Below are 19,692 nucleotides of genomic sequence, written 5' to 3'. Positions count from 1 at the left end.
CACCCCCAACGTTAACAGTGGCTACCCGCTACCGTGACCATCTGCTTGCGATCCATGATTTGGATGGCTTGGCGCTTTTCTTGTACCAAGCCGTCGCGTTTCCATTGCGCAAACAAACGGCTAACCGTTTCGATGGTTAGCCCTAACAATTGCGCGATTTCAAGGCGGGAAAGCACCAACGGTGTCCACGTCTGTGCGTCACAACACCATGCGAGTAAAAACGAGGCGAGGCGTTCGCCTGACCGTTTTGCGCCGAGTTCCAACAAACGTTCATCGGCGTGTTGCAATTCTTTGATGCAACGTACCATGATGAGCCGTTCGACTTCGGGGCGACGTTCACCCAAGGCAGCCAGTTTTTCGACCGCAATGCGGCAGACGGATGCTTGTTTCAACGGCAAGGCACTGTGATTATAGCGGATGTCGACTAGCCCATCGAAGCCGAAAATCTCGCCCGCTTTAACGATGCGGATGATCTGATCTTTGCCTGCGGGTGTCGTTTTGAAGAGCTTAACGTGACCTTCACGCAATAAATAAATGTGTTGCGCGTTTACACCAGCCGTGTAGATGGTGTCGGCCGCCGTGTATTCGACGGTATCGCTTTCCACTGCTTTCAAGGCAGAGGTGAGTTTTTCACCCAACGCGGCAAAAGCAGGGAATTCGTGAATGGGGCATGATTTGAGCGCCCCATTGCTGTGCGGTGATTCCATGATTCAATCCTTTCTGTATCAGCCTCCAGTATTAGAGATAGCTGATACAGAAGCATTGCGCTTTATCAAGGTAATGCTACATATTCGGTGTTAGCAAACCTTTGGTCTCTTTTTTGACCTGCTTCGCCACTTTTCTCTCTTTGGCGGTCATAACAGGCTGCTTTTTGGTTTCTTTATTACTTTTTTGTTCTTTACTCATGATCTTGTACTCCGAGGTAATTAATGGGTGGTCGTTAGGGCAAACGGCGTTGCCCGTTGTACGTAATAATTACTGGATTCCACTGAAATAGAGGTTTTTATCATAGCATAAAAACGAATGGCTTTATTGTACTTTCACCACGTCAAGTTGCTCGCTATCCGTCAGCACCACCCACGCGCTGAGTTTGGGCAATGCGGCGATTTCGGGCACAGACAAATAGCCTTGCACTTGCGTGATACCCTCTTCCCGCTTGGCTTCCCAGCCTTTTACACCCTCAGATTTTTTGGCGTATTTCAGTTCGATCAGATGCTGGTGTGGCACGGCATACGGGCTGCGTTCCAACAGCAGGATGTCAGGGTAACGGTGATTCATTTCGCGCTCGCTCTGGATGAAATACACCGGAGAATGGTAGAGCAGCGTCAGCAGCAAGGTTTTAATGTGCTTTTCATCCATCTTCATGAAATCGCGGTTGGAAAGCACTTGTAGTACGCGCTGCATTTCATTCAGCAATGGCTGGATGTCGTCTTGCAATGCCAACAGTTCAATGGCTTGCGTCAAGGATTGGTTGGGAATGCTGATTTGGTTGCGGCGTTCCAGTTCTACCTTGAAGTAGTGGAAATAGAGTTCGCGGATCACATGGTTGGGAATGGCAAACACCGTCTGCGTCAGGGTGCTGCCGCTAATGGTCACAAACCCCATGTAAGCCAGCAGGCTGATGAAATCGTCACGGCTGAAGTTTTTATCCAGCTCAAACTTGCGTTGCTGTTGGGCTTTTACCGTGCCAGTCGTGACCAACTCATCCAGCACTTGGTAGTTAGCTTCACGATCGCCGATGCCAAACAATGCCATGATTTTGCGGTAATCGGAGGCGATATTCTCGTCCAGCATTTGTTCAGGGTAAGCGCATTCTTCCAAGCGGAAATTATCAAGGAAATACAGCACCATATTGGCGTTGTATACCGTTTCGGTTGCTTTGGGGTGAAAACGGTAGCCGTTGTACCAGTGTGCCATGTCATCCAACAAAACGTTGGTATCCAACTGGCAGGTTTCAATCAATGGCTGAATCAAAGCCGCGACTTCTGTTTGAGTGAAGCCCATTGCAGCGTTGAAATCCCGGTGCAGCGACAGGTTTCTGGCGATATTGAACCCGCTGGTCATGCTGTCGAGCATCAACGGGGTAACACCTGTGATGAACAAACGGTCTACTGTGCCGCGCTGAGTGGCTGCCTTGATAGTTTCGTAAAAACTGCGCACGAAACCGCCCTTCCCCATCACGCTTTGAAACAGCTTCGGGTCATCCGCCAGCATCGAATTGGCGAAATGATCGTATTCGTCGATCAACAGGAATATTTTTTGCCCACGGGTCGCACTGAAAAAGGCTTCCATTTTTTCGTAGGAAGAATAGCTTTTATCAACGCTGGCGATAGCTGCGGCTGGGTAAGCGTAGCGTTCCAGCGTACTTTTCAAAGCCACATCGACTTTATGCGTAAACGAACGCTCGACCGATTCCGCGCTATCCGTGGCAATCCCGCTGAACTCCATGAACAGCACCTGATAGCTGCTGCGCGTCGGGGTGGGGTGTTGCCCGATGTGGAGTTGGGAAAAAATCGCGGCGAAATCCGCTTGGTGTTTTACGTCGTAGTAATACTCCAGTGCCGAGATGAACAGGCTTTTACCGAAACGGCGCGGGCGCAACAGAAAGTGGTACTGCCCATCGGTTTCTAACGCGGCGATGTAGGCGGTTTTATCGACATAGACAAAGCCTTCGGTGATGACTTTCTTGAAATTGCTCAAGCCGTAGGGGATTTTCATGGCACGTCCTGCACGGTGGTGATGTGGCAGATGATAGCATATTGCAGTGAGTCGGGCGGCGTTGCCACCAACGAAGACGATGCCCATAAAAAATAATGCGCATACCGTTCGTCGGCTGTATAATCCTGTGCAATTGATTAGCAAATGGGGAAATGTACCATGATGACAACTAGTTGCTACGTAGCATAGATAGCTTAATATCCTGTTAGGGTTAATAAAAGATCATATACTGAAAAATAGAGATAAATATGGCAAATAAATATAGAGAAGATAAGGATCTTGAAATACTTAGATATGCTGATAATGAAATGCTTAAATTCCTTGTGGCATATCTGACTAAAGATGAAAATGGAAATATTCGCTTAACTGAAGAATTACTAGACAACGAAAATTTTAAAAAATCCAATGGCGATTTTAAACAAGCATGGAAAGAAATAGCCGCAGAACTCCAATACTTTGGAGGAGACACATTTGTAAACCTATTTAGAGGCTCAGGTATTCTTTACAGAGAGATACTAATAGATGTTTGTAAAAAAATAAATGTTGAGCTTAATGATTCACAGACAACCATAAATATAGAACAGAATTTATTATCTAAACTTTTTGAAAAAGCATGGTCTGAAATGTCTCAACAAGAAAAAGATGACATCAAGAATAGATTAGGGATTGATCCAACACTTACGGGTGGAGCACTTCTCGCTTCCATACTTGCATCAATATCGTCAGGGATAATATCACGAGAAATATCGTTACTACTTGCTAGAGCGGTTGCTCAGGCACTTATAGGTACAAGTTTTTCTACTGCGGCAGAGATTGGAGCTACTCGCTTACTGGGAATATTTACTGGACCAATAGGGTGGGCTATTGTTGGATTATTGACTATTCCAGCAATATCAGGTCCAGCTTTCAGAGTAACTTTGCCATGTGTGATTCAAATTTCAGCAATTAGACAACAAATGTTAGAAAAAGATTATTTTTGAGGTGATAAATGGATACAGTTTTTACTTTCGATTGGGGAAAAGTAATTCCTGAAGTAATAAATGGTTTAAAGAATGGAACTGTTACAATACGTGATGGTGTAGCGTATTGGGCGGAAGGCTCTGGGAAAAAAGGCATACTTCAGCATATGCCATTAAAGAATTTAGATTTTGACCCAGAAAAAGTAACAGATTTAATAAAGTTAACTCAGACAGCTCATGCAACTCAATTGGCTGCTATTGGTTTGAGTACAAGCATCATACTTGGAGCAATAATAATACAAACTGTATATTTATCTAGAAAAATTGATAAGCTTCAAGAAAAAATCGACATGGTTTCTCAGGATATTAACTCGCAAAATATTATTTATTTTATGGGGAAGCTATCTGAATATTTTGGGATTGTAGAAGCATCAAGAACGCTGCTTTTAGATAAAGCGTTAGTCAATGAAACAACCGAAATATCAAATCAACTTATAGTAGCATTATCAATCAAACGAAATGAGATTATGTCTTTAATGGATAATCTAATTGGTTATTCCCACAACTTAACTAATAAGCATTTATCACATATGCTAGACTTTGTTACATTAATGTTTAACTTATTGCCAAAAGCTCTATATATAGAAGCACAACTATGTGATAGATATGGAAAGTTCCAACTAGCTAATCATTTAATAAAGGAAGGAAAAATTAAGTATGATAATAGCTTAGAGGTTTTTCGGAAATGGTCAAACGATCAAGTAAAAAAAGCTATCAGCGGAAGCTCTGAGCCAGTTGCAATATGTTTTCATGAAAAACGTGATACTTTGGCAGAAATTTTCAATTCAAAAGAAAATTCGGAATTACTATACCAGCCCGTTATACCAAAGCTTAAATAACAAGAATTAAATACATTAGCATTGAATCTAAAAATATTAACAAGATTCTCGACGACGGACGCAGTGACAGACTACGACTCCGATTTGATTACTCCCAGCCGCGTCCGTCACCTCGATGTTGGAGCTATAAAACCGCTTAATCAAAGCCGAACGCAGTCAGTTAAGCGGACAGAAACCCTTAATCCACTGGACTACCGGATTAAGCAAATCAGGTAAATCCCACGAAAATTTGATTGGAACACCTAACTCATGAATCAACCCTATTCCCGAATCTTCCTACTCAGCCACATGCGAGCCTACAGCAGTTTGCTAGGGCATATTATCGGCTCACACCCACATATCAATGGCTATTACGAAATGCACCAAAGCTACCTCAGCGACGCTGATTTAGCCCAGCAAATCGCGGATTACAGCCAACACGATAGCTTAAAACCCGACAGTCACTATCAGTTTGATAAACTGCTGCACAACGATTATCGGCTGAATTTAAGCCTGCCCGCATTACAAGATGCTGTCATTTTTATTGCGTTGCGCCAACCTGAGCCAACCATTAAAAGCATCATTAAGTTATTTCGGCAAAAATCCACCGATGATTTGTATGCGCAACCCACTGGGGCAACCAACTATTACCTTGAACGGCTGCAAACCCTTAGCGACTTCGCCCAGCAACACCCACAACGTTATTACTATTTTGATACCGAAAAAGTCTGTACTGACACCGACGGTTTATTAAGCCAGTTACAGCAATGGATAGGCGTGGCTGAACCGTTATCGCGTGAATACGGTAGCTTTGCCAAAACAGGCGTAGCCGGTGCGGGGGATACCTCACCGCTCATTCACACCGGCAAAATATTACCTAATTTTCAGGAAGCGCTGGATGATGTGGAACTGGATGCGGCGTTATTACAACAGGCAGAACAGGCTTATCAAAGCAGCCGTGCTTTATTGCTGCAATACGCCAAGCAACATGGCTAATCGACTTTTCACGCCCTAATTTAATAAAGCCATTAGGTAACGATATGCGTAACAACAAACACTATCTCGCGATTTCGGAATTCTACGGCACGCAGTGTGCCAAACGTTCTCAAGTGCCTTTGATTGCTCACATCAACGAAGGGTTACAAATATTGGATGCGATTAGTAGTTCTACCAGAGCTAAGGAGGCATTCTGCATTCATCCGATGCTCCAAGATGATACGGCACTCAGTGAATCACTTGAACATAATTCAGTCTTCAACAAATGGGCACTAAATCCCTCAACTGTGCTGGTCGCAATGGAGTACCGACACGTTGCCAATGCCTATCTGTCACACCATTTTCAAAGTGCAGATGACCACATTGATTTAAGCGTGTCTAAAGAAGTGAACGACATGCTAATTGCCGACAAGGTACAGAACCGCAAAGATTTTGAGATTCATCACTTAGACTCCCACCAAAACTCAGCAATTCTTGCCCAATATTTCCGTAATTGGTTAAAGCGTTTAGGTATTACCGAAACCCAATATCGAGAACTCGTTCAACAAATTGACACCCTTAACGCGTGAATAATTGATCCCACACCTCGCGCTCCCCGCGATAATGCGTCAACGCTACGATAATCTGCTGCTTGCGTCTTTCACGGTGAGCAGCAGATTGTATTTGCTGCCATGCCGTCGCTTCTTCACCAAAATTCCGCTCGATATTTCGCAGAAATTGCGTGATTTGCTGCCAAGCCGCTGTTGCAGCCCAAGCCTGTTGTGACGCAAGCCAAGTCTCAAGCGCGTGGCGACGCTGGTTCACTGCGGCGTGTTTCGCCTGATACAACGTCAGCATCTCGGCTTCCACCTTATCCACTACCTGCTGCAAGCGTTCTGCATCCGTCAATTGCGCCAAATCGTAGTGCTTGAGCCATTCCACCACCGAAAACAACATCAAATCGCCGAAAAACTGGCGCTCGAATTCGTCCGAAATATCAATCGCCGCATCCTGCGTTTGCTCGACACCGGGGCGAAAACCGTCTTCTTCATCGGTGGTACGTTTGTGCAACATCGGCAGATTCGCCGACGCAAAACGTTCACCAATTTCCGCCTGAATCAACCGCCCCGCCGTCGGCCCCGACATGCGCAGCCGTAAATGCCCAAACGGAATAATGTATTTCAACCCATCGAAATTCACGATGTAATTACCGGGATAAATCGTGCGGGCAGGTGTCAGTTTTAGCACATCCGTATCGGCTTGAAATGCCGTCTTGCGCGTCAAATGTTCGCCGGAAAAAAACGACGCCAAACGCTCGCTAAAATGCGCCAGACAAGCCGCATGATCATGTTCCCCCACTAAAGGGCAACGGTAATCAAAATGCGTCACCTGTTGCTCAAAGCCAAACATTTTCGCCATATCATGATACGCCGCATCCCCCGGCAACGGCGTATCCCGGTGAAATTGACACGCCCCATGCGCATCATAACCCGCAATTTCATGCAAAAACGCGCTCACATCATCCAGAAAATTAGCGGCCATCACCGAAGGCGATACCGGCGGATCACCCACTAATTTCCCCGTCAACATCGTAATGTCGTGGGTTTGGAAAAGCTGATTAATGTGATGAAAGTAATCCAGTTCCGGCAAAAACAACTGGTCGCTATCCACCAAATAATACAAAGTGCGGTCTTTATTCTGCGTCAGTTGCAACATTTTCAGGTAGCTGAGATTGCGGTTAGCCGCCTGCCCTTTACGGTAAAAACGCTCGGCAGGTTGCGTAGTAAGCAAATTCCCCAACGCTTCGCGTTGCGCGGCGGGGATGCTTTGCAATACCTGATATTGTTCGGGCAAGTCGAAATGAATAACCGCCAGCCCTTTACCGCAATATTCCGCCACCAAGGCTTTATGCGCCTCAATATGTTGCGGCTCGCGGCTATCTTCAGCAACCACAATAGTGAGTTTGCCACCGTAGTTATAACGTACTTGCTGATGGTAAATACTTTCCAGACAGTTACGCAAATGCGGCGGGCGATCGGCGACGGGGATACTAAGGATGAAATCAAAGGTATCAGGCATGGTATTAAAGCTTTGCTGATTCATTCCACCGACCAACTCATGGTGGATTTAAGAGTGTTGCGGTTCACAACCTGCGGGTGAGCATCCACTGCTTTCAATAACATTTTCAGACGCAACTTAAGATCGGCAGGATTGACGACTTGTGGAAATAATCGGCTGTTTTTTTGCGGTTGCTCCAGATGCAGTACCACTTTCAGATGCTTAGCCTGCAAGAACTTTTTGGCGGTACTTTTCTCAGTAGCATCCTCTGCCCCAAAACAAGCAGTAGCCAGACCTGCTAGCGTATCCCGAACTTTGAGAGCAATCTCATCCCCCAAATCAGACGGCTTGGTACGGCGATTGGTGCGATAATCTTTTACTTCGATCAACCATGCCGTTTTATGGGTATCCACATGCACAATATCAACCGCTTTTGTACCACAAAACGCATTGTTGAAACGTTTACGATAAAATGTCCATTCATCATATTTGCTAGCGACAGTATTATCAGGAAAAGTGAAGCACAAACGATCTTCGGTAATGACTTGCGGCATCGTTACGACTCCAAAGCCATATAACGATCAGATTGCAGCAATTCTTCATCCAGCAATACTAAGGTTTTCAGGTCATCAATGGCATTGCCCTGCTCAACTTCAACTCCGTCAGCACCCTGCTTCAAAGCAAAGTAGCGTTGTGGCACTGGCTTTTTCTCTGCGGTTTGCAGCACTTCAAATTCACGTAATAGAAATAGGGAGTGAGTAGCGACAAATATTTGAATTCCTGTCTTTGCCAATTGCAGAATCACACGCGCAACAACTTTGACCAGACGTGGATTTAAGTTAGCTTCTGGTTCATCCCAGAACAAATAACTACCTTTTTGTAATGCCCCCACAGCAATCAGTTGTGCCAACATCGCCAGCTTGCGAATACCTTCTGCCACCATTGGCATTTCTACTTTTCCAAAATCACAAACAAGGTAAAAACGCCCTCTCTCCAGCAAAACCTTACCACCCATTGCCTCTTCTAAAACAAGCAACAAGTCGGTCATTGGTTTTTTTAAAAGTGGTTCTCCCAATAACAAACAAGTGTCGCGGTAGGTTTCGTCAAACTCAAGATAACGCCCTTCATACAAAGAAACAAAACCCGGATAGATCGTTAGTAACTCACGAGCCGGTAAAAAAACAGCTTTAGCTGATTGATGACCTTTTAAGGGCTTAGGGAATTTAGTTTCCAAACCATTAGCACTGTATTTTGAATTGAATAAAAACGAAGGGTTATTACCACTTAACTCAAACTGAAAACCCACTTCATTAGCACCATAAGCTTTGTTTTTTATGAAATTATCTATTGATTCAGCTTTGAAGACATCTACTATTTTAATAACATAATCATTTGCTCTTGATTGTATTTCAGCAGCAACATCCACCACACTTTTCTGTTTATTAGCTTGTGAGCGATTCTCAGCAATTACGGCATACGCCAGCTTCAACACATGCGTTTTACCCGTGCCATTTTCGCCGACGATGACGTTCAGACCCGCTGCGAACTCAAAGCTGGCTTTGGAAAAAACAGTAAAATTTTCAACACTTAAGCGTTCCAGCATGGCTTCTCCTATCAATCCAGATGGATCACAAACTTATTGGTTATCATAGCATACCCCTCACTCTGCATGGACATCTCAACGCCGTGAAGAATAATTAGGGTAAGCATCCCGATCAATCATCAGTTCGATCAGGTTAATGCCATGATAAAAATCCGCTTGATCAAACACTTGCCGACAATCCTCAAGCGACGCAATCTTAAAATGCGTAATACCAAACGATTGTGCCAGCAACGCATAATCCGGGTTTTTGAAATCACAATCCAAAAAGCGTTCCTGATATTGCTGATGCTGGTTTTTGCGGATCAACCCCAAGGTCTGGTTGTTGAACAACACAATATTCAGCGGAATGTTGTAATTCACTGCCGTCATGATTTCCATGCAGCACATTTGGAAACCACCATCTCCCAGTATAGCAAAGGTTGGTTTATCCACGACAAAACGTGAACCAATCGCCGCCGGTATCGCATGACCCAACGATGAAACCCCGGTATTCGGCACAAAATGGTCGTGACTGGTAACCCGATAAAAGTTCTGCGAGAAAATAATATTATCATCCACCAACACAATGCCATCGTCGAACTGTTGTTCCAGCAAGGTAAAAAACCGTTTTACCAAATTGAATTTTTCACCGAAGATCACCGCATTGTCTTTTTCGAGTTGGCGGTCGATGCTGCGCTTGTAGAGTGTCAAATCTTGGCAAACTTTAGGTTCAACCCATTTCTGCACACAATAGTTATTAATCGACTCCAAAAAATCCCCAAGATCAGATTGAATCGCTAAATCGGCTTTAAATACCTTTTCGAGTTGCGCTACATTACGGTCAACCTGAATAATCTTTTTGCCCTCTAACAGGTCAGTTTTCCACACATAACTGGTACGTTCATTGAAACCAGCACCGAGCATAATAATCAGATCAGCTTCGTGCAACAGATAATGCAGGGCATAACCGCCCGACGTTACCCCCAAACTGCCCAGCGATAAATCCAGACGTTCATCAATAGCGCCCTTGCCTTTTAAACTGGAGGCCACTGGCATATTCAAACGGTCACTCAATTCGCACAATATCTCGTGAGCTTGCGCGGATTGAATACAGCCATAACCCGCCAATACCACCGGGCGTTCGGCGGCGCGGATCATCTCGCCGCATTGCTCCAACATTTGCGGGGTAATTTTCAATTTGGGCAACGGGTTCAGGCATGGTAATTTGCTGAGGATTGCCACATCCACCAACTCTTTTTGCACATTCACCGGAATACTCAATACCACGGGGCCGGGCACATCCGCCCTCAAGTGGCGTGCTGCCTGATTCAGCACATTCACGAGGTAATCGGTACGTTCAATCAGCTTGTGATAACGGGTCACGCCGGAAAATAACGCCGTCTGGTTGATGCTACCGCCCTCCCCCGAACTTTCCTGCAAACCGCCGCGCCCGAAAATGTGGGTGGGCGCTTCGCCGGTAATCACCAGCATCGGCAATTTGTCGGCGTAGGCATTGGCAATACCAGTAATCAGGTTGCTTGCGCCGGGGCCTGCGGTGGTAATGCACGCACCAATGCGCCCACTAACCCGCGCATAACCGCCCGCCATAAAGGCCGCGCCTTGCTCGTGTTTGACCAATACGGTCTGGATACCGGAATCGTAGAGGTCGTCATACACCGGCAAAATGTGCGCACCGGGCATTCCGAAAATCGTTTCCACCCCCAACTGTTGCAGGAATTTAACGATGAGTTGACTGACCTGAATTTGCATGAAAAGCTACCTATGCCGGTTGAATTTACAGTTGGCAAACGATAACCCAAAAAAGGCGGGGGGTGGCACTGATTTTGTGCGAATCGCACATTGCCCGTGCGCAATCACACGGGCAATGCTGAAAACCTAAGCTACACACTGTACTCTGCGGTCAAGCGAAATTCGCTGCCTGCTGCAACACTGACCACATCATCCGCCGCGTTAGTCGTTTCCACGCACACGAAACGGGTGTAATCATCGTCCTGCAAATCCGCCATACCTGCCGCGATTTTTGCCCACGGATTCCACACCACTGCCGTTTTATTACCGCTGGACGTAATGCGAATCGTGCGATTCAACGCGCCATCGACAATCGCTTGTTCCGCCGGAACGCCAAGGTAAATGCGGTCAACTTCGCTCGCAATGCTGATGGCACCGTCTTGCTGCTTGGTTGCGCCATTGCCATCTGCCGCTTTATCGAGGTATTGCGTGCCTTCCAAGCCTGTCACGGTGGTTTGCGCAATATCGCCCACCGCAAAATAGGTGTGCAAGGCTTGGGTAATAGTGAACGCTGCATCACCGGTATTACGCGTCACCAGTGCTAGCTGCAAGGTTTTGCCAACGGTAATTTCCATCGCCAAACGGAAGGCATTAGGCCAGATAGCCAAGGTTTCGGGGGAGGATTCCACGCCCAAAATTACCGTGGTTGAACCATCGGCATTGTCGCGGGTTTCCCACTCGCTCCACATGCGGTTGCGCATGAAACCGTGCGCGGGGCGGCCTTTGCCTTCGGGGTCTGCGCCAAACCAAGGCCAGCAAATCGGTACGCCGCCTTTGATTGCCTTGCCTTCGGCGTAATAGGCTTTGTCGCTGACAAACAGCACATCCGCCGCGCCTTTGGGGGTGAAAGACAAGACTTGCCCTGCGTAAACCGAAATCACGGCATCGGCATGGTCGTTGCTAACGTTGATCATTGGCAAGCCGCCGTTGCCTGCTACACGAGTGATTGTCATGGTGCATTTCCTGTTTATGGTTAAAAATCGCCGCCATCATACCGCATCCCTCAAGGCAGATGCAGCACCTGATCCATCGCTTCCAAGCCATGCGATCGGTGGGTAATCAGCAACAAACTTTGCCCATTATGTTCCACATGTGCGAGGATATTCGCCATCACTTGTGTTGCGGTTTCTGGGTCTAGCCCTTCGGTAGGTTCATCGAGAATCAACAGCCGCGCGGGTTTCAGCAAGGCACGCGCAATCGCCACGCGCTTGGCTTGCCCGCCGGACAAACGCACCCCAGTTTCGCCCACCCACGTTGCATAGCCTTCCGGCTGTTGCGTAATGAAGTCGTGGATCAGCGCAGTGCGGCACACCGCCTCCAGCTCCGCATCCGTCGCATCACGTTTTGCCAGCAACAGGTTTTCGCGCAAGGTGGTATTAAACAAATGCGTTTGCTGCGGCACAACCGCGATGTGCTGACGCAAAGTTTCACCACTGTATTGAGCAATAGTTTGACCACCCAATAGCAATTCACCACTGCTCGGTTCGCGGAAACGTAGCAGCAAACTGGTCAGGGTACTTTTGCCCGCGCCCGTTACGCCGACAATAGCGAGCTTGTGACCTTGCGGGAAATCCAGCGTCAACCCCTCCAATACCGCATCGCCCTGCAACTGATAGCGAAACCCCACTTCCCGCAATGCAAAATCCAAACGCTCCGGCACAGGCAACGGATGCGCTGGCTCACTCACCGCCGCCGCCTGATCCGCAAGGCTAAAAATACGCCGCGCCGCCGCCAAGGTTTCTCCCAAGGACTGGAACGCCAGCGGCAAGGGCAACACCGCTTCAAAACTTGCCAGCGCGAACAATGCCAACATCGCCAATTCCGGCGGGGCTATCGCATGATCACGCACCAACGGAATCGCCAGCACCAACATGCCCCACATCGCCAGATTCGCACACAACCCCAACGCGCCTTGCGCCACGCCATTCAAGCGGCTTAGGGTTTGCTGTTGTGCCGCCAAGGTTTGCGACAACTGTTGAACGTGCGCGGCATGAGCATCCGCCGCACCATACACCAGCAATTCGCCCATGCCCTGCAAATCATTCACCAAAGCCGAGCGCAATTGCGCGGCAGTTTCCACCGATTGCTGTCCTGCGTCATGCCCCAAACGGTTCATCAACCAGGGAATCAGCATGCCTGCCACCAACAACAAGCTCAACTCCAGCAACGCCAACAACGGGTGATAAAACAGCAATGCCACCACGAATACCAGCGTCGCCAACCCTGCCACTACCACCGGCACTAGCAGGCGCAAGTACACATTATTCAGCGTATCAATGTCAGCGCGGATGCGGCTCAACACGTCGCCGCTGCGATATTGTTCCAACACCGCCGGAGCCAGCGGCTCGATACGCTCATAAAACCACACCCGCAATTCCGCCAACATCCGAAACGTAGCTTCGTGCGTGACCAAGCGTTCACCATAACGCCCCGCCGTGCGCACAATTGCCGCCAGCCGAATCAACGCCGCCGGGGTGAAATAATTCATCGACACCCCCGCGACACCCGCCATTGCCATCGCGGTAATGAACCAGCCCGACACCGCCATCAGCCCCACATTGGCCAGCAAGGTGATGAATGACAAGCCCATGCCCAACGCTGCCCAGCCCCAATACGGCTTGAACAAGCGCAATAATCGCAGTAAATCGTTCATGCTTCACCCCCGTAAGCCGCTTGCATTTGCTGGTAGAGCGGGGAACTGACCAGCAATTCGGCGTGCGCTCCGATAGCGCTCACCGTCCCCTGATCCAGCACCACAATCCGGTCAGCGGTTTGCACGGTGCGTAGACGATGCGCAATCATCACCAGCGTGCGCCCTTGCGCCAAACGTTCGACTCCGGCTTGCACCAAGGTTTCGCTGGCACGATCAAGGTTGGCGGTGGCTTCGTCGAGGATCACCAACGGCGCATCCTTGAGGAACGCCCGTGCCAATGCAATACGTTGCACTTGCCCACCGGAAAGCCCCTGCCCCGCTTCGCCAATCAACGTGTCGTAACCTTGCGGTAATTTGACGATGAATTCGGCGGCGTAGGCTTGTTCAGCAGCGGCTTGCACTTGTTCCAGCGTCGCACTGGGGTTGCCGAGGCGGATATTGTCGGCAACCGTGCCGGGGAACAATTGCGGCTTTTGCGGTAGCCATGCCAATTGCTTGCGCCATGCGTCGGGGGCAATGGCGGTTAGCGGGGTATCACCGATGAGAATTTGTCCGCTTTGGGGTTGCAGGAAACCCATTAGCAGATTGATTAGCGTAGTTTTGCCTGCGCCACTTGCGCCGACGATAGCTAAGGTTTCGTTGGGGTGGATGTCCAGCGAAAAGTTGGTTAGGGCGGTTCTAGCGTCGGGGTAGGTGAAGGAAAGATTTTGCAGAACAAGGGAATGAGTACGCAACTCCGGCACACACATTACCTCTCCCTCCTCCCCTCCCTTCTCTTCCAATATCCCCACCATCTTCTCCGCCGCCCCTATCGCCGCCATCCGCGCATGATACTGCGTCCCCATATTCCGTAGCGGCAGGTAGAATTCGGGCGCAAGCAGCAGTACAAAGAAGCCGTACAGAAAATCCAGTTCGCCCCAGAACAGGCGGAAGCCGATCAACACCGCAATAATGGCAATGCTAACCGTGCCAAAAAATTCCAGCACAAACGAAGACAGGAACGCGACCCGCAATACCGACATGGTACTTTGGCGGTATTGGTCGGAAATTTGCGCCACCACTTGCGCTTCGCGGCGGCTGGCATTGAACAGTTTCAGGGTAGTTAAACCTTGAATCACGTCGAGAAAATGCGCACTCATCCGCGCCAGTTGTTGCCATTGCTGCTGGTTACGCTTTTCCGTGCCTTTGCCGATCAGGATCATGAACGCCGGAATCAGCGGGGCTGTCACTAGCATCACCACTGCCGAAAGCCAATCATTAGCGAGCACGAACACCAATATCGCCAACGGCACGAGTGCCATCAGCGACATCGCGGGAATGTAGCGGGCGTAATAGGCTTCGAGTGCCTCCACCCCATCGCTGAGGGTATTGAGCAAATCGCCACTGCGCTCACCCGTCAGCCATGCGGGGCCGAGTTGCTGCACTTTTTGGTAAAGCTGGGCGCGAATGGCGAGCTTGACCTGCACGGCAGCATGAAACGCGGCTTGTTCGGATGCCCACGCCAAACCTGCCCGCAGCAGAAACAGTGCCAGCAAGCCCCACAGACTGGGCATCACATCCGCCAAAGCGGCTTTGGCAAATACTACGGCATTGACGATATTTGCCAGCAACCACGCCTGCGCAATCAGCAGCAAACCGGAAGTCAAACCAATCGCAACAGCGGCTTTTAGCCAGAAACCGGAATGGGTTTTCCAGCCTTTGAGCGCGGCAGTAATCGCCGGATCAGGTTTGTGTGGTTTCGATTTATTTTCATTACTCAAAGCGGGATTCCCCATAAGCAAAGGGAGTGCCAAAACACTCCCTTTTTTCAACTCAGACGCAGTTTACACCTTACTTCTCATCATCCGTATCCAACCCGCCATGAAACTCCAGCCACATCACGTTGATGATACCGAAGGAACACGCCAGCAATACGCCGAGCAACCAAGCAAAATACCACATGGTAAAATCTCCTTAATAGACTGAGTGATCATTTTCACGGATGAATTTAACAGTAATCTTGCCCCACATCTGCTTGTAGCACCAAATGGTGTAGAACAGAATAATCGGGACAAAAATCATCGCCGCCCAGAACATAATCGCCAGTGTCAAATGGCTGGAAGCCGAATCCCAAATCGTCAAACTGTGGTTCGGGTTCAAGCTAGAAGGCATCACAAACGGGAACAGGGAAACGCCAGCCGTCATAATCACCCCAATCAAGCACAAAGAGCTGTGAATAAAGCTCAATACTGGACGACCTTTACCACCCGCCAAAACCAACACGCCAAACGCGCCAAGGAACCCCGCAATCGGAGCCATAATCGCCAGCGGATAGGTGCTGTAATTCGTCAACCACGCGCCTGCCATTGGCACAACCGTTTTCGCAATCGGATTCGGTAAGGAATCATGCGGTGGTGCTTGGGTAATCACATACCCATCAATCCCCGCCCACAACCAAATGCCCGCCAGCCCGAAGGTGATAATCACCCCAGCCGCCGTCCATTGCGCTGCTTTGCGTGAACGCGCATACACCGCTTCATCGGTACGCAGCATCAAATACGTCGCGCCCTGCATAGTAAACATCAGCAAACTCACCAAACCCACCAGCACCGCAAACGGATGGAACAGCTTAAAGAATGAACCATAGGTCGAAATCCGCAAGAACTCATCAAACGCAAACGGCACACCCAGCAACAAATTGCCAAACGCCACACCGATGACCAATGGCGGCACAACCCCCGCAATGACCAAGCCCCAATCCCACGTATTGCGCCAGCGCATATCCGCAATCTTGGAACGGTAGTCAAACCCTACCGGACGGAAAAACAGCGAAAACAACGTCAATACCAACGCCCAATAAAACGTCGAAAACGACGCACCAAAGGTAATCGGCCAAGCCGCAAAAATCGCCCCCGCCGCCAAGATCAACCATACCTGATTGCCATCCCAATGCGGTGCAATCGCATTGATTGCCACGCGGCGTTCCTCATCGGTTTTACCCACGATGCGCAATAACGCGCCCACGCCCATATCGAAGCCATCGGTCAAAGCAAAGCCAATAAACAGCACGCCGACCAATGCCCACCAGATCAACTTAAACGTTTCGTAATCAAAAATCATGGTTTGCTCCTTAGACCTGATCGTTCATTTTGTCAGCGTAAACCGCGCCAGCATGACCGCCACCGTGCTTCTCAAAGTAGTAGCGTCCGGTATGCAGGCTGCTAGGGCCTTGTTTCGCAAACTTGATCATCAAGTACATTTCCACAATCAAGAGAATGGTGTAGAAGAACACAAACCCAGCCAAACTGCCGATCAAATCACCTGCCGTCAGGGTGGAAGTCCCCAAGAACGTCGGCAATATTTCACCCACCGCCCACGGTTGACGACCGTATTCCGCCACAAACCAACCGGATTCAATCGCAATCCACGGCAACGGCAAACCGAGTACCGCCAAACGCATCAACCAACGCTTGCTGCACGCGCTCTTTTTCGCGGTGTAATAAAACGCCAAGGCAAAAATAAACAACATCGCCACACCCGAAGCCACCATGATACGGAATGCCCAGAACAATGGCGCAACGTGCGGCACGGTATCTCTAGAAGCTAGCTGGATTTGTTCCTCAGTCGCATCCACCACGTTCGGGGTATAACGCTTCAGCAATAAGCCGTAACCCAAATCTTTACGTATGTCTGCAAACGCAGTTTTGTCCGCTTCAGTCGCTGTCCCTGCCCGCAATTTCAGTAACAAGCTGTAAGCCGTCATCCCGTTGCGAATCCGCTGCACATTTTCGGCAACCAAGTCATTGATGCCCTTGACTTCCTCGGTCAGCGAGCGCGTCGCAATTAACCCTAGCGCGTAAGGAATCTTGATGGCAAAACTGTTTTCACCCTTTTCCTGATCAGGGAAAGCAATGACATTGAAACCTGCCGGAGCGGGTTCGGTATGCCATTCTGCTTCAATCGCCGCCAGCTTCATCTTTTGCACGTCACCGGCTTCATAACCGCTTTCGTCACCCAACAAGATAACGGATAGGATAGATGCCATCCCGAAACCCGCTGCGACCGCGAACGAACGCCGTGCAAACCCAAGGTCACGTCCTTTGAGGATGTACCAGGCGCTGATCGACAACACGAACATTGCACCTGTCACGTAACCCGCCGCCACGGTGTGAATAAACTTCACCTGTGCGACTGGATTCAGCAACACGGCGGCGAAATCCACCATTTCCATGCGCATGGTTTCATAGCTGAATTCGGCACCGATGGGGTTTTGCATCCAACCATTCGCAATCAGAATCCATAAGGCAGACAGGTTCGTGCCAATCGCCATCAACCAAGTGACAGACAAATGTTGCACTTTGCTTAAACGATCCCAACCGAAGAAGAACAAGCCGACGAAGGTCGATTCGAGGAAGAAGGCCATTAAACCTTCAATCGCGAGCGGTGCGCCAAACACGTCACCGACATAGTGTGAGTAATAAGCCCAGTTCGTGCCGAACTGAAATTCCATCGTCAGACCGGTGGTGACACCGAGCGCAAAGTTGATACCAAACAACTTACCCCAGAACTTCACCATATCCTTGTAAATCTGCTTGCCAGTCATGACATACACTGATTCCATAATGGCCAGCATAAAAGTCATACCCAGCGTTAGCGGGACAAACAAAAAATGGTAAAGGGCGACGGTTGCAAATTGCAACCTCGATAGATCGACGACTTCATCCGTAATCATGTTACCTCCCTAAAACATTCAAAAAATCAAACACTAATACAAGTTTTGAAATCAAAACCTAGGAAATGCTTACCTTCTCGTGATCACTTTCTTCTTGGCGCTTTGAACAGTTTTCGTCAGAATTAGTAAAGCGGCTTTCAGAAAAACGTAATACCACAGCCGACAATGACAGTATCAGAATAGCCGAAACAATTGTCAGGATTTTCATATTGTCGAAATCCTTGAGGTCTATGGCCAGATAACGTGTCAATGCCGTCATGGAAATGAACAGGAGAAAGATGACCGGCAAGCGGTGCGTGCGAAAAAAGATCCCGACCATTGCCCCCAGTTCCAGGTAAATGAACAGCAGGAGAATGTCATCTAGGGTTGCATAAGGCTTTGCCATTATCTCGTGCTGATAGGTATGGATTGCCGACCAGACAATAGTCCCACCAATCACGAACAACCCCAGAATATGAAACGCCTCGACAGCCAGATTGCCCAGCTGCTCCAGGATTTTGCCAATATTTTGGTAATTTTTCACAAGCTACCACCAATCTTTATAGATTTCGATCTTTGTAGGAGCCAGCCTGCTGGCGAATCGCTTGCAGGCAAGCTCCTACAGAAGATGTTGCATGACGGTCTTTTACTGGCTCTTTGCCGGTGCTGCGGCACTGGATGCTGCTGGTGCTGCTGGTGCTGCTGGTTGAGCGGTATTACTTGCACTGGCGTTAGCTGCCGGAGCTGCTGCGGGTATTGGCACCAGCATATAACCCGGAGGCACCATCATCGTTGGCTGTTGCATTGGCATCTGCTGCATATTGGGCATACCGTAGTAATTCTGCTGTGGCATCATCGGCATCTGCATGTTGGGCATACCCCCACCATTATTGTTGCCCCACGGAAAACCACCGCCGTTATTGTTACCCCACGGGAAACCACCCCAAGGACTACTGTTACCACCCCATGGGTTGCCACCATTAGCGCCTGATGCATTGCTGTAACCCTGCATATTGTTATAGCCATTACCGTAACCATAACCATTACCTTGCAGGTTGCTGGCAGTATTCCCACGACCGCTACCGGCAGCATCAGAAGCCATATCGGTCTTGCCTTTGCCTTTGAGTGATATGGTGAAATCAACATCACCATCAGCCGTGCCCTGGCCACGTCCCCAGCCATTGGCATCACCAGTACCTGTGCCATAACCTTGCCCGGTTCCAGAGGTATTGGCAGCACCAGAGCCCTGACCACTGCCGGTTCCTGAACCATTATTAAAGCCATCGAAAAACTCAGCCGATGCCGCTGTTGACAAGGCCAACAGACTGGCGAAAACCATAATAGGTAGTTTCATTTTCATCCATCCTCTC

At 48.9% G+C, this 19,692-nt stretch carries 19 protein-coding genes; 4 read left to right on the top strand and 15 right to left on the bottom strand.

All coding sequences use genetic code 11. The annotated features are described in order from the left end of the window. Positions 1 to 11: 11 nt before the first annotated feature. The 3 genes from J1836_RS18860 to J1836_RS18855 form a co-directional block, all read right to left on the bottom strand. The gene (locus tag J1836_RS18860) at positions 12 to 707 is read right to left on the bottom strand and encodes a Crp/Fnr family transcriptional regulator (RefSeq protein ID WP_207252646.1); all 696 of its coding nucleotides are present in this window, start codon (positions 705 to 707) and stop codon (positions 12 to 14) included. 76 nt (positions 708 to 783) lie between these two features. Beyond that, positions 784 to 906: a hypothetical protein gene (locus J1836_RS21860; RefSeq protein WP_278189508.1), complete on the bottom strand. Its 123-nt coding sequence runs from the start codon at positions 904 to 906 to the stop codon at positions 784 to 786. Between the two features lie 123 nt (positions 907 to 1,029). Next, complete coding sequence (locus tag J1836_RS18855) at positions 1,030 to 2,718, bottom strand: AAA family ATPase (protein WP_207252644.1); 1,689 nt, start codon at positions 2,716 to 2,718, stop codon at positions 1,030 to 1,032. A 248-nt stretch (positions 2,719 to 2,966) separates the two neighbouring features. Between J1836_RS18855 and J1836_RS18850 the strand changes: the two genes are divergently transcribed. The 4 genes from J1836_RS18850 (at position 2,967) to J1836_RS18835 (ending at position 6,120) form a co-directional block, all read left to right on the top strand. Further along, entirely contained in the window at positions 2,967 to 3,698 is a 732-nt protein-coding gene (locus tag J1836_RS18850) for a YaaW family protein (RefSeq protein WP_207253219.1), read from the top strand. Between the two features lie 8 nt (positions 3,699 to 3,706). Then, a complete protein-coding gene (locus tag J1836_RS18845; RefSeq protein ID WP_207252643.1) occupies positions 3,707 to 4,576 on the top strand; it encodes a hypothetical protein in 870 nt (289 codons plus the stop codon). 249 nt (positions 4,577 to 4,825) lie between these two features. Beyond that, a complete protein-coding gene (locus J1836_RS18840) occupies positions 4,826 to 5,551 on the top strand; it encodes a sulfotransferase family protein (RefSeq protein ID WP_207252642.1) in 726 nt (241 codons plus the stop codon). Positions 5,552 to 5,595: 44 nt separating this feature from the next. Next, positions 5,596 to 6,120, top strand: a complete 525-nt coding sequence (locus tag J1836_RS18835) for a hypothetical protein (RefSeq protein ID WP_207252640.1) — start codon at positions 5,596 to 5,598, stop codon at positions 6,118 to 6,120. Here J1836_RS18835 and J1836_RS18830 read toward each other — a convergent pair. From J1836_RS18830 to J1836_RS18775, 12 genes are all read right to left on the bottom strand, one after another. After that, positions 6,110 to 7,609, bottom strand: coding sequence for a hypothetical protein (locus tag J1836_RS18830; RefSeq protein WP_207252638.1), 1,500 nt, complete (start codon positions 7,607 to 7,609; stop codon positions 6,110 to 6,112). The genes J1836_RS18835 and J1836_RS18830 overlap by 11 nt on opposite strands. Before the next feature lie 20 nt (positions 7,610 to 7,629). Beyond that, positions 7,630 to 8,142 carry a hypothetical protein gene (locus J1836_RS18825; protein ID WP_207252637.1) on the bottom strand — a complete coding sequence of 171 codons (513 nt, stop codon included), beginning with the start codon at positions 8,140 to 8,142 and terminating at the stop codon, positions 7,630 to 7,632. A gap of 2 nt (positions 8,143 to 8,144) precedes the next feature. Further along, complete coding sequence (locus J1836_RS18820) at positions 8,145 to 9,191, bottom strand: AAA family ATPase (RefSeq protein ID WP_207252636.1); 1,047 nt, start codon at positions 9,189 to 9,191, stop codon at positions 8,145 to 8,147. A gap of 75 nt (positions 9,192 to 9,266) precedes the next feature. Next, complete coding sequence (locus J1836_RS18815; RefSeq protein WP_207252635.1) at positions 9,267 to 10,940, bottom strand: thiamine pyrophosphate-binding protein; 1,674 nt, start codon at positions 10,938 to 10,940, stop codon at positions 9,267 to 9,269. Between the two features lie 131 nt (positions 10,941 to 11,071). Continuing rightward, a complete protein-coding gene (locus J1836_RS18810) occupies positions 11,072 to 11,932 on the bottom strand; it encodes a D-hexose-6-phosphate mutarotase (RefSeq protein WP_207252634.1) in 861 nt (286 codons plus the stop codon). Positions 11,933 to 11,982: 50 nt separating this feature from the next. Beyond that, positions 11,983 to 13,632 carry a thiol reductant ABC exporter subunit CydC gene (cydC, locus tag J1836_RS18805; RefSeq protein ID WP_207252633.1) on the bottom strand — a complete coding sequence of 550 codons (1,650 nt, stop codon included), beginning with the start codon at positions 13,630 to 13,632 and terminating at the stop codon, positions 11,983 to 11,985. After that, positions 13,629 to 15,392, bottom strand: a complete 1,764-nt coding sequence (cydD, locus tag J1836_RS18800; protein ID WP_207252632.1) for a thiol reductant ABC exporter subunit CydD — start codon at positions 15,390 to 15,392, stop codon at positions 13,629 to 13,631. Before cydD ends, cydC begins: the two co-directional genes overlap by 4 nt. Positions 15,393 to 15,462: 70 nt before the next feature. After that, positions 15,463 to 15,573: a cytochrome bd-I oxidase subunit CydX gene (gene cydX, locus J1836_RS18795; RefSeq protein ID WP_093066620.1), complete on the bottom strand. Its 111-nt coding sequence runs from the start codon at positions 15,571 to 15,573 to the stop codon at positions 15,463 to 15,465. A 12-nt stretch (positions 15,574 to 15,585) separates the two neighbouring features. Beyond that, a complete protein-coding gene (cydB, locus tag J1836_RS18790) occupies positions 15,586 to 16,731 on the bottom strand; it encodes a cytochrome d ubiquinol oxidase subunit II (protein ID WP_307792591.1) in 1,146 nt (381 codons plus the stop codon). A 10-nt stretch (positions 16,732 to 16,741) separates the two neighbouring features. Further along, entirely contained in the window at positions 16,742 to 18,343 is a 1,602-nt protein-coding gene (locus J1836_RS18785) for a cytochrome ubiquinol oxidase subunit I (RefSeq protein WP_207252631.1), read from the bottom strand. Positions 18,344 to 18,401: 58 nt separating this feature from the next. After that, positions 18,402 to 18,866, bottom strand: coding sequence for a phosphate-starvation-inducible protein PsiE (locus J1836_RS18780; protein ID WP_207252630.1), 465 nt, complete (start codon positions 18,864 to 18,866; stop codon positions 18,402 to 18,404). 102 nt (positions 18,867 to 18,968) lie between these two features. Next, complete coding sequence (locus tag J1836_RS18775) at positions 18,969 to 19,676, bottom strand: hypothetical protein (protein ID WP_207252629.1); 708 nt, start codon at positions 19,674 to 19,676, stop codon at positions 18,969 to 18,971. Positions 19,677 to 19,692: the final 16 nt, after the last annotated feature.

The organism is Thiothrix fructosivorans (assembly GCF_017349355.1).
Classification (GTDB): Bacteria; Pseudomonadota; Gammaproteobacteria; order Thiotrichales; family Thiotrichaceae; genus Thiothrix; species Thiothrix fructosivorans.
Note: the sequence above shows the minus strand (reverse complement) of the source record. Positions and strands in the feature narration are given on the sequence as shown.

Coding starts and splice junctions, on each gene's coding strand:
- J1836_RS18855 (WP_207252644.1), bottom strand. CDS start 2,718: ATGAAAATCCCCTACGGCTTGAGCAATTTCAAGAAAGTCATCACCGAA.
- cydB (WP_307792591.1), bottom strand. CDS start 16,731: ATGATTTTTGATTACGAAACGTTTAAGTTGATCTGGTGGGCATTGGTC.
- J1836_RS18845 (WP_207252643.1), top strand. CDS start 3,707: ATGGATACAGTTTTTACTTTCGATTGGGGAAAAGTAATTCCTGAAGTA.
- J1836_RS21860 (WP_278189508.1), bottom strand. CDS start 906: ATGAGTAAAGAACAAAAAAGTAATAAAGAAACCAAAAAGCAGCCTGTT.
- cydC (WP_207252633.1), bottom strand. CDS start 13,632: ATGAACGATTTACTGCGATTATTGCGCTTGTTCAAGCCGTATTGGGGC.
- J1836_RS18830 (WP_207252638.1), bottom strand. CDS start 7,609: ATGCCTGATACCTTTGATTTCATCCTTAGTATCCCCGTCGCCGATCGC.
- J1836_RS18775 (WP_207252629.1), bottom strand. CDS start 19,676: ATGAAACTACCTATTATGGTTTTCGCCAGTCTGTTGGCCTTGTCAACA.
- J1836_RS18815 (WP_207252635.1), bottom strand. CDS start 10,940: ATGCAAATTCAGGTCAGTCAACTCATCGTTAAATTCCTGCAACAGTTG.
- cydX (WP_093066620.1), bottom strand. CDS start 15,573: ATGTGGTATTTTGCTTGGTTGCTCGGCGTATTGCTGGCGTGTTCCTTC.
- J1836_RS18825 (WP_207252637.1), bottom strand. CDS start 8,142: ATGCCGCAAGTCATTACCGAAGATCGTTTGTGCTTCACTTTTCCTGAT.
- J1836_RS18860 (WP_207252646.1), bottom strand. CDS start 707: ATGGAATCACCGCACAGCAATGGGGCGCTCAAATCATGCCCCATTCAC.
- J1836_RS18820 (WP_207252636.1), bottom strand. CDS start 9,191: ATGCTGGAACGCTTAAGTGTTGAAAATTTTACTGTTTTTTCCAAAGCC.
- J1836_RS18810 (WP_207252634.1), bottom strand. CDS start 11,932: ATGACAATCACTCGTGTAGCAGGCAACGGCGGCTTGCCAATGATCAAC.
- J1836_RS18785 (WP_207252631.1), bottom strand. CDS start 18,343: ATGATTACGGATGAAGTCGTCGATCTATCGAGGTTGCAATTTGCAACC.
- J1836_RS18840 (WP_207252642.1), top strand. CDS start 4,826: ATGAATCAACCCTATTCCCGAATCTTCCTACTCAGCCACATGCGAGCC.
- J1836_RS18835 (WP_207252640.1), top strand. CDS start 5,596: ATGCGTAACAACAAACACTATCTCGCGATTTCGGAATTCTACGGCACG.
- J1836_RS18850 (WP_207253219.1), top strand. CDS start 2,967: ATGGCAAATAAATATAGAGAAGATAAGGATCTTGAAATACTTAGATAT.